General features: G+C 32.4%; 15 protein-coding genes. 6 read left to right on the top strand and 9 right to left on the bottom strand.

What is annotated here, in order from left to right; all coding sequences use genetic code 11:
• Positions 1–17: 17 nt before the first annotated feature.
• The 4 genes from FDY99_RS03870 to FDY99_RS03855 all read right to left on the bottom strand — a co-directional run bounded on the left by FDY99_RS03870 (position 18) and on the right by FDY99_RS03855 (position 3,080).
• On the bottom strand, positions 18–656 hold the full coding sequence (locus FDY99_RS03870; protein ID WP_139419323.1) for a porin family protein: 639 nt from the start codon (positions 654–656) through the stop codon (positions 18–20).
• A gap of 85 nt (positions 657–741) precedes the next feature.
• Positions 742–1,725 (bottom strand): GTPase ObgE, encoded by a 984-nt coding sequence (obgE, locus tag FDY99_RS03865; protein ID WP_139419320.1) that lies wholly within the window; start codon positions 1,723–1,725, stop codon positions 742–744.
• 81 nt (positions 1,726–1,806) lie between these two features.
• On the bottom strand, positions 1,807–2,385 hold the full coding sequence (locus tag FDY99_RS03860; protein WP_139419318.1) for an adenylate kinase: 579 nt from the start codon (positions 2,383–2,385) through the stop codon (positions 1,807–1,809).
• A 140-nt stretch (positions 2,386–2,525) separates the two neighbouring features.
• On the bottom strand, positions 2,526–3,080 hold the full coding sequence (locus FDY99_RS03855; protein ID WP_074229582.1) for a phosphoribosyltransferase: 555 nt from the start codon (positions 3,078–3,080) through the stop codon (positions 2,526–2,528).
• Between the two features lie 172 nt (positions 3,081–3,252).
• On the opposite strand from FDY99_RS03855, the gene FDY99_RS03850 reads away from it, so the two are divergent.
• The 6 genes from FDY99_RS03850 (at position 3,253) to FDY99_RS03825 (ending at position 10,145) form a co-directional block, all read left to right on the top strand.
• Positions 3,253–3,930 (top strand): response regulator transcription factor, encoded by a 678-nt coding sequence (locus FDY99_RS03850; RefSeq protein WP_139419316.1) that lies wholly within the window; start codon positions 3,253–3,255, stop codon positions 3,928–3,930.
• Between the two features lie 175 nt (positions 3,931–4,105).
• The gene (locus FDY99_RS03845; protein WP_139419314.1) at positions 4,106–5,392 is read left to right on the top strand and encodes a sensor histidine kinase; all 1,287 of its coding nucleotides are present in this window, start codon (positions 4,106–4,108) and stop codon (positions 5,390–5,392) included.
• A gap of 54 nt (positions 5,393–5,446) precedes the next feature.
• On the top strand, positions 5,447–7,429 hold the full coding sequence (locus tag FDY99_RS03840) for an LTA synthase family protein (protein ID WP_139419312.1): 1,983 nt from the start codon (positions 5,447–5,449) through the stop codon (positions 7,427–7,429).
• A gap of 77 nt (positions 7,430–7,506) precedes the next feature.
• Positions 7,507–8,298 (top strand): phosphatase PAP2 family protein, encoded by a 792-nt coding sequence (locus tag FDY99_RS03835; RefSeq protein WP_139419310.1) that lies wholly within the window; start codon positions 7,507–7,509, stop codon positions 8,296–8,298.
• A 9-nt stretch (positions 8,299–8,307) separates the two neighbouring features.
• Complete coding sequence (locus tag FDY99_RS03830) at positions 8,308–9,336, top strand: sulfite exporter TauE/SafE family protein (RefSeq protein ID WP_139419308.1); 1,029 nt, start codon at positions 8,308–8,310, stop codon at positions 9,334–9,336.
• A 110-nt stretch (positions 9,337–9,446) separates the two neighbouring features.
• Positions 9,447–10,145: a DUF1826 domain-containing protein gene (locus tag FDY99_RS03825; RefSeq protein WP_139419306.1), complete on the top strand. Its 699-nt coding sequence runs from the start codon at positions 9,447–9,449 to the stop codon at positions 10,143–10,145.
• A gap of 505 nt (positions 10,146–10,650) precedes the next feature.
• On the opposite strand, the gene FDY99_RS03820 is transcribed toward FDY99_RS03825, so the two are convergent.
• The 5 genes from FDY99_RS03820 to FDY99_RS03800 all read right to left on the bottom strand — a co-directional run bounded on the left by FDY99_RS03820 (position 10,651) and on the right by FDY99_RS03800 (position 15,143).
• Complete coding sequence (locus tag FDY99_RS03820) at positions 10,651–11,880, bottom strand: type II toxin-antitoxin system HipA family toxin (protein WP_139419304.1); 1,230 nt, start codon at positions 11,878–11,880, stop codon at positions 10,651–10,653.
• Positions 11,877–12,182, bottom strand: coding sequence for a helix-turn-helix domain-containing protein (locus FDY99_RS03815; protein WP_139419302.1), 306 nt, complete (start codon positions 12,180–12,182; stop codon positions 11,877–11,879). The genes FDY99_RS03820 and FDY99_RS03815 overlap by 4 nt, the downstream gene beginning before the upstream one ends.
• 148 nt (positions 12,183–12,330) lie before the next feature.
• Positions 12,331–13,704, bottom strand: coding sequence for a 5-methylcytosine restriction system specificity protein McrC (locus tag FDY99_RS03810; protein ID WP_162304134.1), 1,374 nt, complete (start codon positions 13,702–13,704; stop codon positions 12,331–12,333).
• Entirely contained in the window at positions 13,697–14,785 is a 1,089-nt protein-coding gene (locus tag FDY99_RS03805) for an AAA family ATPase (protein WP_139419298.1), read from the bottom strand. The genes FDY99_RS03810 and FDY99_RS03805 overlap by 8 nt, the downstream gene beginning before the upstream one ends.
• An 85-nt stretch (positions 14,786–14,870) precedes the next feature.
• Complete coding sequence (locus FDY99_RS03800) at positions 14,871–15,143, bottom strand: hypothetical protein (RefSeq protein ID WP_139419295.1); 273 nt, start codon at positions 15,141–15,143, stop codon at positions 14,871–14,873.
• Positions 15,144–15,172 lie beyond the last annotated feature (29 nt).

Here is a 15,172-nt window from a genome sequence, read left to right as displayed (position 1 = left end):
AGTTTCTCTTGTATGTTTTAATTAAATCTATATCCTAAACCAGCTTGCAGAAAACCAATTTTTGTTTCAAAACCATTTTTGTGTGTGTCAAAAAAGTTGAAGTTGTATCGCGCGTCAACAAAAATTTTATCTGTTATTTTATATTCTGCACCAAGAAAAGGGAAGAGGTTTAGCGTTTTATAGCCAACTAAATCCTGAGAATCTGTACCATTTACAATTTCATCGGTTTTAACTTTTTCAGAAAGATTAAAACCGAAATTCATTCCTGCAGAAGCAGAAAATTTTGGAATAAAATAGTATTTTACTGAAACCGGAACCTGAATCTGAGTAAATTGATAATTAAAATCAACATTTCCCATTTCTACAATTTCGCTGCCAATAAGCTGTACCAAAGGAAGAGAATCTGTACCGCCAATCTGAGTGTATAAAACTTCAGCCTGAATGCCTACTTTTGATGAAAGAGGCTTTTCTGCTACAAAACCTGCATAGAAATAAGATTTTGAATCTAATTTGTCATCAAAAAATTTCATGTTTGATAAGGAATAACCTGCTTTTACGCCAAATTTAAAATCTGCATCAGAGGTAGATTCTTGAGTTTGAGCACTAATAAGTCCCGAAATTGTGACTGAAAGGGCTAAAAAAAAATTCTTAGTCATAATTTTTTAAGTTTAATTTAAAAATGAAACGGAGAATTATGAAAGAAATTGTGCTGTAATCAACGATTATAGCACAATATTATTTTTATCCGTGAAGCCTTTTCCAAATAGCATCTTTCAGTTCCGTTAAACCTTCTCCGGTAACACCCGAGAAAAATAACGGTTTTTTGTTTTCCGGAAATTCTGCGGCGATTTCTTTTTTCAGTTCATCATCCAAAAGATCGGCTTTAGAAACAGAGATAATAAAATCTTTATCTAAAAGCTCAGGATTATATTCTTTCAATTCGTTTTCCAAAATTTTAAACTCCTGAAAATGGTGTTCAGAATCTGCAGGAATTAAGAATAATAAAATTGAATTTCTTTCAATATGTCTTAAGAATCTGTGACCAAGACCTTTACCTTCTGCAGCACCTTCAATAATCCCCGGAATATCTGCCATTACAAAAGATTTGTAATTTCTGTAATCTACAATTCCTAAGTTGGGTGTTAAAGTCGTAAATGCGTAATTGGCAATTTTTGGTTTTGCAGCAGAAACTGAAGCTAAAAGTGTAGATTTTCCTGCATTTGGGAAACCTACAAGACCTACATCAGCTAAGATTTTAAGTTCGAAAATGATATACCCCTCTTGTCCGTCCATTCCTGGTTGAGCAAAACGTGGAGTTTGATTGGTTGATGATTTGAAAAATTCATTTCCTTTTCCACCTTTTCCACCTTCCATTAAGATGATTTCCTGACCATCTTCCAGAATTTCACCTACAACTTCTCCTTCTTCATTTTTAGCAATCGTTCCAATAGGAACGTTGATGTAAACATCTTCTCCGTATGCTCCTGTTAACTGGTTTTTTGCTCCGTTTTGTCCGCGTTCCGCTTTTACGTGACGGGTGTATCGAAGGGGAAGTAAAGTCCATTCATGGGCATTTCCTTTCATGATGATGTGTCCTCCGCGACCTCCGTCACCTCCATCAGGACCACCTTTAGGAATATATTTTTCACGGCGAAGATGGGCAGAACCCGCACCTCCGTGACCGCTTTTACAATGAATCTTTACGTAATCTACAAAATTTGACATATATTTTTAACTTAGGATTTAGGGCTTAGAGCTTAGGATTTAGCGTAAATAACTATTACCTAACCCCTAAACCCTAATTCCTTATTTTACTTTTTCTACTTCAGCAAAAAGTTTTTCAGAAATCTCGTTGATTTCTCCTACACCGTTGATCTCTACATATTTACCTTGTTGTTTGTAAAGTTCGGCTACTTCTGCTGTTTTTGTGTAGTATTCTTTTATTCTGTTTTCGATAATTTCTACATTGCTGTCATCAGATCTTCCGCTGATTTCACCTCTTTTCAGTAATCTTTCAACCAAAATAGAGTCTTCAACAACTAAAGAAAGACAAACATCGATATTATCATTCAGTTCTTCTTTTACAATTTTTTCCAAAGCTTCTGTCTGCACTGCAGTTCTAGGATATCCGTCGAAAATAAATCCTGCAGCATCGCTTGGTTTTCTGATTTCGTCAATCAGCATATCTGTTGTTACCTGATCCGGAACCAATTCTCCTTTATCGATATAAGATTTTGCCAGTTTTCCCAATTGGGTATCATTTTTCATGTTGAATCTGAAAAGATCACCTGTTGAGATTTGCTTTAAATTAAATTTCTCGATTAAGTTTTGCGCTTGAGTACCTTTTCCACTTCCTGGAGGACCGAACAGAACAATGTTTATCATAATGTTGTTTTGCTTTAGGCAATAGGCAATTTGCTTTTGGCGATTTGCAACTTTGCTTTCAGCTTTTTTAGTTATTATTAAATTTATTTCTTTATTTTACTTTTTTAAGCTAAAAGCTGTGAGCTCATAGCCAACAGCGTTTAATGGTTGATTTGTCCGTCTTCCAATTGGTATAGATTCGATAGGTTTCTTCCTAATTCATCATAATCCAATCCGTATCCTAAAACAAATTTATTTGGAATTTCTTTTCCGATATAATCTAGCTTGAAATCTTTTTTATAAACATCCGGTTTCAATAAGAATGAAGCAATTTTAACAGATTTCGGACGTTGTGTTTCATTAAAATATTTAAAAAGACTTTCAACAGTATTTCCTGTGTCTACGATGTCTTCTACAAGAATGATGTGACGGTCTTTTACATCTTTTGTCAGTTCCATTTTCTGATACACAATCCCTGTAGATTCTGTTCCTGCATAAGAACTCATCTGGATAAATGCGATCTCGCAAGGTCCTGGGTAATGTTTAAGAAGATCTGAAAAAAACATGATAACACCGTTTAAAACACCAATGAAAACAGGTACTTCGTCTTTGTAATCTTCATAGATTTTTAGAGCGGTTGCCTTTACAATTTCCTGAATTTCGGCATCCTTTAAATAGGGAACAAAAGTTTTGTCGTGAACTTGAATACTTTCCATAAAATTTTTCGTAGGGCGCAAAGTTACGGATTTTAGATTAAAATATTTTGTAGTTTTTGCTCATGTATTATTATTGATATTATTTTTATGAAGATTGATCTATTTTAAATCTTATCTTTAGTGTTATTTTAATTCAGAATTTCTTCTAAATTGAATCCATAAATTTGTTGCTGTGAAAATTTTAATCATAGAAGACGAAACAGAATTGTCTAAAAGTATTGCAGAATATCTTTCCGGGGAAAGTTATTTGTGCGAATTTGCCACGACTTTTGCGATGGCAATGAATAAAATAGAAATATTCCAGTACGATTGCATTGTTTTGGATATCATGCTTCCCGATGGAAACGGATTGACTATTTTGGAAGAATTAAAAAAACAGAATAAACAAGATGGTGTCATCATTGTTTCCGCAAAAAATGCTTTGGAAGATAAAATTGTAGGCTTACAGTTGGGAGCCGATGATTATTTGACCAAGCCTTTCCATCTTTCTGAACTCATGGCGAGAATTTATTCTATTATCAGAAGAAAACAGTTTAATAATTCTAATATTATTATTCAAAACGAACTTCAGATTGATATTTTAGCTAAAACGGTTATGATTAACAATCAAAATATTGATCTTACAAAAAAAGAATTTGACCTGCTTCTTTATTTTATAGGAAATAAAAATAAAGTCATCTCTAAAAGTACTTTGGCAGAACATCTTTCGGGTGATTTGGCAGATATGCTCGACAGTCATGATTTTGTTTACGCTCATGTGAAAAACCTCAAAAAGAAATTATACGATGCAGGTTGCGAACATTATCTTAAAACAGTTTACGGAACCGGCTATAAATGGGCCGATAATTAGTTATAAGTTATGAATGATAAAAAGAATATTTTGAAAGATAAGAGCTTTATTTTTGTAATAAGAATTGTAAAACTCTACAAATACATTGTTATACATTAAAAATATTAAAAATGATTCGTAGCGCCATTATAGCAACAAAATCGAAAAACTTATAATTCATAACTTATAATTTTTAATGAAACCGCTTTTAAGTAAAACCACAAAACCATTTATTATCTATGTACTCGTTATTTTGTTAATGAGTATTCCCGTTTACTATTTTATTGTAGATACAATTTGGCAGAGTGAACTCGATGAGCACAACAAAACGATTGCAGAAAAAACGGCGTATGAATTTAATCATCTGAAATTGTCTGATGAAGCTTTGGATGAAAGTATTGAGCTTTGGAACAACATTCAGCCGGAAACGAATATCGAAAAACTTAAATTCGACAATAGAAAAAGAGATCAATATTTTACTATTGAAAAAGCCGAAACTTTTTCTGCGGAACCTGAAATAGAACGTTACCGTTGTCTGGAAAAAGTAGTTTACATCAATAATAAACCTTTTCTTTTTACGGTACAGACCAATATTGAAGAATCTCGTGAAACCATTGCAGCGATTGCGCTCAACACCGCATTTTTCTTTGCGATTATTGTTGCAGGACTTTTAATTCTCAATAGGAGAATTTCGGCGGTGGTTTGGAATCCGTTTAGAAATACATTGGAAAAGCTGAAAAATTTTAACCTGAATCATCAAAGTAAAATAGAGTTTGAAAAAACCGATATTTCAGAGTTTGAAGAACTTCACCAGTCTTTATCTAAATTGATAGAACACAGTATTTCTGTCTATAAAACCCAAAAAGAATTTACCGAAAATGCATCCCACGAATTACAGACGCCTTTGGCAATTATTAAGCACAAATTAGATATTCTTCTTCAGGATAAGGATTTAACTTTAAAACAATACGAAATTGTAGAAGATATGAACAGAGCTTTGACCCGAAGTTCCAGGATCAATAAAAACCTTTTGTTGCTTGCTAAAATTGAAAACAGTCAGTTTGATACAACTGAGAATATTCTGCTGAATAATGTAGTTGAGCAAAGTATTGAAATATTGGAAGAACATTTTCAACAAAAAAACATTAAAGTACAATCTTCATTTGAGGCGGAAGTTTTTGTAAATGGAAACATGAGCTTAACAGAGGTTTTGATCAATAATTTAATCGTCAATGCGATTCGACACACGACTCAGAATGGTTTTATCGATATAAAACTGATGAACTCTTCTTTTCAGATTGCCAATTCCGGAGCGGAAAAACTCAACGAAAATTTTTTGTTTAAAAGATTTTCTAGGCTTTCTACAGACAGTAACGGAAGCGGTTTGGGTCTCGCCATTATTTATGAAATCTGCAAATTTCAAAATTGGAAAATCTCTTATACCTTTGAAAACAGTCAGCACATTTTTACAGTAGATTTTTAAAATTCTAAATTAATTCTAAATTGAGCAACACCTTTACACCTTAAAAAGTAAAGCATGTCCTCAACAAAACTTTCAAATCTTACAGAAAAAGTATTTAACAGTAGATTTTCTGCATTTTTCAGTATTCTAAGTTTATATATTTTATTGTCATTTTTAATAAGAGTGGTATTTCTTATCTGGTCGTCAAAAGATGTAGATTTTAATTTTATTTATATTCTTAGAATATTTTTTACAGGCTTGCTATATGATTTCGTTTCGGGATCATTATTCTTATTTCTTTACCTTTTTTATCTTTTAATTTTTCCAAAAAAATGGATAGGTTCTTTATTTGACAAAGCTTTCACTTATTTTTATTTGGCAGTTATTCTTTTGGTTCTTTATTTCAGTCTTTTGGCAGAAATTCCGTTTTGGGAGGAGTTTGGAGCAAGGTTTAATTTTATTGCAGTTGATTATTTAATTTACACTTACGAAGTTGTAGAAAACATCAATCAGTCTTATCCGTTGCCTTTGCTTATCGCAGTTTTAATTGGCTTGGTTGCTTTGACGTTTTTTATGATGAGAAAATTTAAAGTTTTTAAAAATATATTTTCAGATAAAGTAAACTTCAAAAAACGTTCATTTTTTGTGATTCCTGTAGCGATTTTCACGATTGTTTTGGGATTTTTAATGAAAAATAAATATGCCGATTTCAGCAATAATCTTGTAGATAATGAGCTTGGAAAAAATGGGGCATTTTCGTTTCTTGCAGCTTTCAGATCAAATGAACTTGATTATGAAGCCTTTTATCCTAAAATTTCAGATAAAAAAGCATATTCAATTTTAAAACAAAATCTTTTGCAGGAAAATCAAACTTATACTTCTGCTAAATTTGATGATATTTCGAGAATTACAAAAGGTGATGGAGAGCAAAAACCAAATATCGTTGTGGTTACTATCGAAAGCTTCAGTGCAGAGTTTTTAAGTGCATTCGGAAATAAAGATCATCTCACTCCCAATTATGACCAGTTGGCAAAAGAAAGCATTTTCTTTACCAATCTTTATGCAACCGGAACCAGAACTGTTCGTGGAATGGAAGCGCTTACTTTGTGCGTTCCGCCAACTCCTGGAAACAGTATTGTAAGACGACCAAATAATCAGGATTTATTTTCTGTGGCAACTATTTTAAAAGAGAAAAAATACCAACCTTATTTCATTTACGGTGGTGATGGTTATTTTGATAATATGAATAACTTTTTCGGCGGACAAGGATTTACGATTGTAGACAGAGACCGCGGAAATCCTTTATCAGAAAAGATAAAAACTGAACGTTTTCAAATAAAAGATGAGGAAGTGAGTTTTGAAAATGCATGGGGAATCTGCGATGAAGATCTATACAAACAGGCAATAAAATATGCAGATAAAGAAAGTAATTCAAATAAACCGTTTTTTGAGTTTATTATGACAACATCCAATCATAAACCTTATACATTTCCTAACGGAAAAATCGACCTTCCGCAAGGCGAAAGAGATGGTGCTGTAAAATATACAGATTATGCATTAGGAAAATTTATTAATGATGCAAAGAAAAAACCTTGGTTTAAAAATACTGTTTTTGTAGTGGTTGCAGATCATTGTGCAAGCAGCGCCGGAAAATGGGAAATCAATATTGCGAAACATCATATTCCTGCGATTATTTATAATCTTAAACAAAAACCTGAGGAAATCAACCGACTGACTTCTCAGATCGATCTTATGCCTTCGCTTTTCGGATATCTGAACTGGACCTACACTACCAGTTTGTACGGAAAAGATATTAATAAAACCAAAGTAGGAGAGGAGAGAGCTTTTATAGGCAATTACCGTACTTTAGGATTGCTTAGAAACGATCTTTTCACCCAAATTGATGACAGAAAAAGAGTGAAGCAGTTTACCGTGTCTCCAACCGATAAATCTTTGCAGGAAGTTAACTTTAAAAATGAAGATCTTGTTTCTGAAACAATTTCTTATTATCAAACTGCAAGTGAAAGATTTAAAAATGGTAAAATGAAATCGAAATAACATGCATGGATACGCGAAATTTCTAAATTTCTTCTAAATTGAGTTGCAACTTTGTATCATAATAAAGACTACAAAGTATGTTTACGAAAAGTTTCCTTCCCATTTTACTATTTGCATTTTTAGGATTTCACAAAACGTTTGCACAAGACAGTTTGATGCAGAATGCAGTTCAGGATAGTGCAAATATTTCAAAACTTGATATTGAAGATAAAACGCATCAATTCAGCTATAAAAAACTGATTGTTCCGGCTTCGTTTATTTCTTATGGTTTGGCAAGTTTAAGCATCAAAGAACTCAAACAGCTGAATTCTTCTACAAAAGACGAAATTAAAGAGCATCAACCCGATCACATCAGACTCGATAATTATACTCAGTTTGTACCTGCTGCAATGGTTTATGGCTTAAATGCTTTTGGAGTGGAAGGCAAACATAATTTCAGAGATCGAAGTATTATTTACGGAACTTCGATGTTGATTACTTCAGCAATTACAGTTCCGCTAAAACATGTAACCAAGGAAGAAAGACCGGATGGATCAAATCATCTGTCTTTTCCTTCTGGCCATACTGCGGTTGCTTTTGCATCAGCGCAGTTTATGTTCAGAGAATATAAAGACACCAATTTTCTGTTGGGAATTTCGGGGTATTCATTTGCTGTTTTTACCGGAGTTTACAGAATGCTGAATGATAAACATTGGTTTGGTGATGTATTTGCAGGTGCGGGTTTTGGAATTTTATCGACCGAACTTGCGTATTGGTTATACCCAAAAATCAATAATCTTTTAGGAGGAAAAAAGGAAAAATCACAAGTGATGATTATGCCTTATTATCAAAAAGGAAATGCCGGAATTGGTCTTATTAAAAATTTCTAAAATTTAAAAATGATATTCAATATAGCACTTTTGTTTTTTGGAACTATTCTCGCATTTTGGATAAGCGCAATCTGTGGCGGTGGCGCAAGTCTGATTTTGATTCCTGTTCTCAATCTGTTAATTCCGAGTTCTGTAGTTCCTTTTTCTTTAACGATCGGAACTTTTACAAGCTCTGTATCTCGAATTGCCGTTTTCAAAAAACACATTAAATGGCAGATTTTCTTTTGGTTTGTGCCTTTTTCCATCCCTTCGGTTTTATTGGGAGCTTGGCTGATTAAATACATTAATCCTAATTATTTGCAGTTTATTGTCGCTTTTTTTCTGATTTTAAATCTTTCCGAATTGTTTAAATCAAAGAAAAAAGAAATTCAGGAACAGAAAGCCTACCCGAAATTTATATTAATAATCATCGGGTTTTGTGCAGGTTTGGTTTCAGGAATTACGGGCGCAATAGGATTGCTTTTTAATCGATTTTATTTACGTTTCGGACTTACGAAAGAAGAAATTGTTGCTACAAGAGCCATTAATGAAGTTTTTCTGCATTTTATAAAACTCATTATTTATATTTCTCTCGGTTTATATTCTAAAACAGCATTATGGTTAGGTTTAACGATTGCAGTGGCAACGGTGATTTCTTCATTTACAGTGAAGTATATTCTGCCTTACCTCAGCGAATTTCTTTTTAAAAAAATTGGGTATGGAGCGATGGTTTTTTCAGGATTTCTATTGTTGATAGGAACTTCCGAAAAAATAATTCAGCAGGACAAAATTTCTATTTCCGCTGCTCAGCAAGAATCTGTAATCTCATGGAGAAATACCGATTTTGTAATAGAATTTGCTTTCGATGATGTCTTTGAAGTTGAAAGACCTATAAAATCTGACGAATTGCCGGATCATATAAAACCAAAATACAATTCTTTACTCGGGGAATATGATAAAATTTATCTTGAAAAAGTGTACTCATTCGGTAAGAAACATGCGTACGAATTTTATTGTTATCAGGATAATAAGTTGGCTAAAAAGCTGGAGTATGAATAGAAATGAAAATTCTTAGAATGTATTATTTTTCAAAGATTTTGAACATTATCTTCTAATCTATTCTTTATTTTTGCAAAAGAATTAAACGACTAAATTGTTGATTCTAAAATATGAGCAATACATTTTCTGATAACAATCAAGTTGGAGTAGTTTCTTCTTTTCCCGAATTAATAAACACCAAATTCAAAGGAACGGTGAATGCAATCTGCTGGACTCGAAGTTTGAATGGAGATTTTGAAGAAATTGTTTCTAAGCTTCAATTAAAAGAGAACATTACAGAAGTTTCTATTGAAGATCTTTTAGCTTTAGAACTATCAGAAAAAGGAATGTTAGCAAGAGAAATTATTTTAAATGACTTAGAGCTATTAACAGATTTCGGAGCATTGCCGTCCCTCAATTTGCTTAAAAACTACGAACGAGATGAAGATTTTGATTTCATTTCGACAGATGTATATTCTTTTCATGTAGATCGTTCGCCAATTGGTACCGATACTTTTTTATGTACTTATCACGGCGCAGCAAGCGATATTATACCTAACGATCATGTTGAACAAAAAATTCTGATACCAGAAATCAGAGAAAAGCTTAAAGAGCTACACGACGGACCAGAGGAAGAGTTAGAAGACTTTTTTAAAGAAAACTTTTTCGATCTTCATTATGAGGCAAAACCTGATGCAATTCCAACAAATTTAGGAATAGGAAATCTTTGGCGATTGGCGGTAGATCATCCTTCACAAGAGCTTTTACCTTGTGTTCACAGAGCTCCTGTTGAAAATGATGGGGAATATCGATTGCTTTTGATTTGTTGATTCATTAAAAAACCACACTTTTAGATGTGGCTGTATTTTAATGTAATTTGAACGTCTTTTACTTACCAATACGAAAGTAATAACATCTTATTATCAGTTGTTTACGTAAAATAGTAACATGGTAGAATCAAATAAATTTTTTTAGAAATTTTTCGATACAGTATCTATAGAAGTGTTTATTAATGGTGGTTTACATAGATTGAGGTGTACAAAAGTGGTACACGATTAAGATGCTGCAACATCTTTTTTTTCTACTTTTCCGCACGAATCTCGTCACGTTAAACACTTGTAAACCAATATTTTACAATATTTTATCTTAAATTTAAAAATTCATTTGTACCACTTTTGTACACCTCCAACCTTATAAATTATTGTAAATTAGACAATTAACACTTCCCGAATGCGACAGTGATAATTGATACATTTCGCCTGTACACCTCAATTTTCATCTATTTTTAGAACGAAAATAATTTAAAATTCTAACAAGTATAGCTCAAATTTTCTATTAAAATGTTTTAATTAATCTACTTATCAATTCTTTGTTGGATTTACTAACTCCAAAATCTTCTGATAAATTTGACCATTTACGAAGTGCAGAAGTTGTTTGCTCAATAACATTCTCTATGAATTCTTTTGATAGTTTAGCTTCCTTTCCTAATTTAGTAAGATGTTTGACGGTAATATTTCGTCCTTCTCCCATTACCATAGTGCTTTGTTCTCCACCTGGTCCAGATGAGAAAGTAAGGTCGTAAGCGGGTGATAATTTCCATTCTCCAAATTCATTCATCAGAAACGAAAAATTCTTAGCATGGTCGTCTCTATTGTGCGCCATAACATTGAAAACTGCTAACCGAAACATTTTTTCTACTTCTCGAATGTCTTTGGTTAAAACACTCGTCAATGATAATAAATCTTCATAATCAAGAGACGGAAACCTAAAATTACTATGAACGAGTCCACTCACCGTATGCATATGGAGACGCTTATTTCCTTCTCTATCAAAACGCTTTACAGCAAAATAGCCATTACCTTTTTGTGACGGAAACAAATGGACTTCAGGCATTTTAATTCCTGCATCTACAGCCATTAAAGCGTAAATGTATTCTATTGATCCAGCATCTTTTCCATCTAATGAGTTTGGAAATTTCACCATCCAAGGTTCAAAATTATCGCTTAACAAATTCGCTCCGTAGGATATATTTTTTCTCTCTGCATCAACGCCGATCAATGCTTTTGGTCGTGCTCCAGCAGAGGATCCGTTCAAAGCCAAAAGTTCTGCGATCACTTCTTCTGAATCACCTTGCAAAACGTCTTCTGTTTGAGTAGCCAACACGTCCAAATCAATCATCTCATTACTACTATCTGGACTTTGATCCGGCTCATAAATCAATGCGCCCATACCGTGCAATCCAACGTACGCTAAACGGTCAAGTGGTGAAATATCAGATGAAGAAATTCCTTCCGAGCGAAGCATACGATCAAAGAGCAATCTTCCCCAACCGTCGGGCAAACTATCATTGAAAACACCAGCCAAACCTTCGAAAGGATCTCTTGGAAGCTCTATTACGTCTCGTTGCAAAGGAAGTTTTATAGGTGAAATTTCTAAATTGGTTTGCAGAAATTCTTCATCGTATTGAAAATAGATGATGCCATTACGAATTGCCAAACGTCCAACGGGTTGAATTCCAGAACCAAAATTCAATCCTACTTTTATTTCTTTGATGGCTATTTTCATTTTCTATTTCCTCGTTTTTTAATAGACTTTTCCTCTGATTTTAATACATCATCAATAGATTTAAAATTGTTTTCTTTCGGTTTTAAAGCATCAACCATTTCTTCTAAACCACCAACAACAGAAAGCAATTTTAAAAATGAATCTAATGAGATCAAGCCTTTTTGTTCAAATTTTCTGAGAGTTGGTAAAGGAACACCCGATCTTTCGGCCAAACCTTCCTGTGTCAGATTCATTTGCAATCGTCTTTTCCGGATATTATCAACTAATTTTTTTTGAGTTTTTGACAAAGGAACAAATAACATAATAGTGGTATTTAGTATAATAATATAGTAATAAATGATATTATTGTATTACAAATGTACTGAATTTTCAGGTATTTATATTGTAAAATAAAATAGAAATTTAATTAGTAAGTAAACTAGATATTAATCAAATTCACCTGTATGAAGTTTAGTTATTTACTAATCTAATCTCTTGCAAATACATTTTATTATAAATTGAAGATGTTCTAATTTTCCAATCTAAAACCTGCGCAACTTCTACTGATCCTTCATTGGTAAAATATTCACTATAATTTGTTTCAAGTTGTTCAGTGCTTAATTCGGCAGGATAAATGAAATATGCTGGAATAATTATGTCTTTAGAAATACCCAATTCTTTGTAAATGCTATTTAATCTTGTATATCCTGCCAATTGTCTGGCATCTTCCATAGATGGATTTCCGCTCTTGTAACGGGGTTTATATTTTGCATCAACAATCGCTTTTAAACCGCAGTTAGTATTTAAAATAAAATCTGGCTCATGTCTATTGTATTTCTGGTGGTATTTAACCTCTCCCTCATATGGAAAACGTTCTCGTAGTTTTTTGAAAACATATAACTCAAAAAGTTTGCTCATATCGATCCAAAAAGGTGGATGTAATGATTTGTCTGTGTCTAGACTTTTTGCGATATTATGATCGGTTAATGCCAATATCTGATTGCCCAATTGAACTGCTTTATTATAGTTTTTATAAAAAGGATTTTTTTCCTGATACTTCAGATTCCTAAATATTTTCGGGCTAACTTGATAAAAACCACCTGTACAATAATTTAATAATTCTGTTAGATTTCTGTGTAGTTCGGAATTTTTAGAATACAATTCTAAATGCCCCAAAACTTTAGTTAAAACATAATTTATAAACTGATTAACCTCTGTGTCAATTCCAAATTCTTGATATTTACAAACGGTCTTTGTAATCTGATTTTTTAAAATGTTTTTCTTTATTTGTTCACCAACCAATACTTTCCCTCGAATTCTACTGTTTAAATTTTCTACTTTATCGTAATATGATTTTCTTAGTCCTTTTCTAACTAAGTCTTTTACCACAGATAAAAATTGAGCAATGAGAAAAGGTGTTAATAAAGGTTGCAAAGTATTCTCAATTTCTATCCATTCTTCATCGAACTTGGTTGTTAATAATCCATCCAAATGATCAAAATTTTTAGGCTCTTGTAATGATTCTAAAAGAATTTTCACATAATCTAATTTTATTTCTTTGGTATTCATTTTAGGTTCTATGTAAACACTTAAACCCATTTTCGGAAACCTATCCAAACCAATATAGTAGGATGAATTTATATTACAAGAGTACTTTTTTTGTATTTCTTGTTGGTTTTGATCTAGATTCAGTGATATAGAAACATAGTTATTCTCTTCATCAATTGCAATACAATCATCTAATATTGGTTGATTGAAATAAGATTCCCATTCATTAATTACCTCGAAAAGAAATAAATGGTCTTTTCGTTCATAAAACTCAATATGTTCTGAAATTTTAAGCACTTTCGGCATTTGCTTTTAATGTTTTGATAACCTCTCTTGCTGATTCTTTTAAAATTCCATCTTTGATATATTCTTCTAAAATAGGAATTATTTCATATTGAATTCTGGTTGAAAATTTTTCCGGAATCAAAATTTCTTCACCCTTATCATTCTTATCCTTTTTCTGAATAAAATAAGAATGACCTAACCAAACATCTTGAGGTTTAAAATCTGAAAACAGTGTATCAGCTGGTATTAAATCTACCATTTCATCACTTATGTATTGATCATAATTTTTGATAAATAATTCGCTAACTATCTTGAAAATATCATCCTTAAAAATAATTTTCTCATCTGCTAATTTCTTTGGCAAAACATCTACAAAGGCGAATCTTCTTCTAATCGCATAATCAATATGTCCAACAGATCTATCTGCCTTATTCATCGTTCCTATAATGTATAAATTTGGAGGAAGGATAATTTGATTTTTGTTTTGAAGTGTAGAATCTTCCACTGCATACATAGAATCTACTGTCTTGCCTCGATATTCCAGAGCATATATTAATTCGCCCAAAACCGAGGAAAGATTAGCACGGTTAATTTCGTCTATGATAAGGATGTAAGGCTTCTCTACAACTTTCAAAGTATCAATTTCTGGTATGGTTTTATCTTTTATAAATTTTAAAAATGCTTGTAGAATTAATACATAATAAGTAGCATGTTGTCTTGCAGATCCTGAAATATTCATATTTTGGGATAAATCTTTTCGGATAGAGTTACCATCAAAGTAAGCTTTCTTTATATCCTTAAAGAGCATTCTATGTTCGTAACCTTTCCAATTTGCACCAATATATAAAAATGCATCCTCCTCTAAATCAACAATATTGACATTATCAGTGAGTTTAAAATATTTCTCATTATTTAAATCTTCTGCAATCTTTTCAACGAAATAATCAAATTGTTCATCTATCCATTTTTCTTTTGAAATTTGTGAAACTTCTTTTTTTGAATCTTGATAATTTTGCAAAGCAACTTCGGCAAACTTACCGAGGGCTTTATTTATATTTTTGTACTCAATTTTTTCTCCTTTGGATTCTGCCACAATACCTCTCACAAAATCTTCATAGGTATAACTTGGGTGAAATTGAATGAGTTTAAATTGTTCACTATGATTTTAATGGTTAGTGTTATTTGTCCTTTACCACCAACATAGGCAGTTCCTTTGCGATTTCAACCAATTCAAGGTCATATGCAGAAAGTTCTTTTTGAATGCTTTTCAAATCTTGAAAACTTGAGAATTTCAGATCGACTTTTCCCAGATAGCCTGTTTCATCTATTACAGGTAATGTTGTAATATCGTTGGTTGCTAGGGAGGATAGTAAAAAATCAAGACTGACATTTCGGAGCATATAAGGAGATTTCAATACATTTCCGATAGGTTCACCACCTTTCGATGCCATCTTATCAATACCTGAAGTCCTTCTCAGAA

It is taken from the genome of Chryseobacterium mulctrae (assembly GCF_006175945.1).
Lineage (GTDB): Bacteria > Bacteroidota > Bacteroidia > Flavobacteriales > Weeksellaceae > Chryseobacterium > Chryseobacterium mulctrae.
Note: the sequence above shows the minus strand (reverse complement) of the source record. Positions and strands in the feature narration are given on the sequence as shown.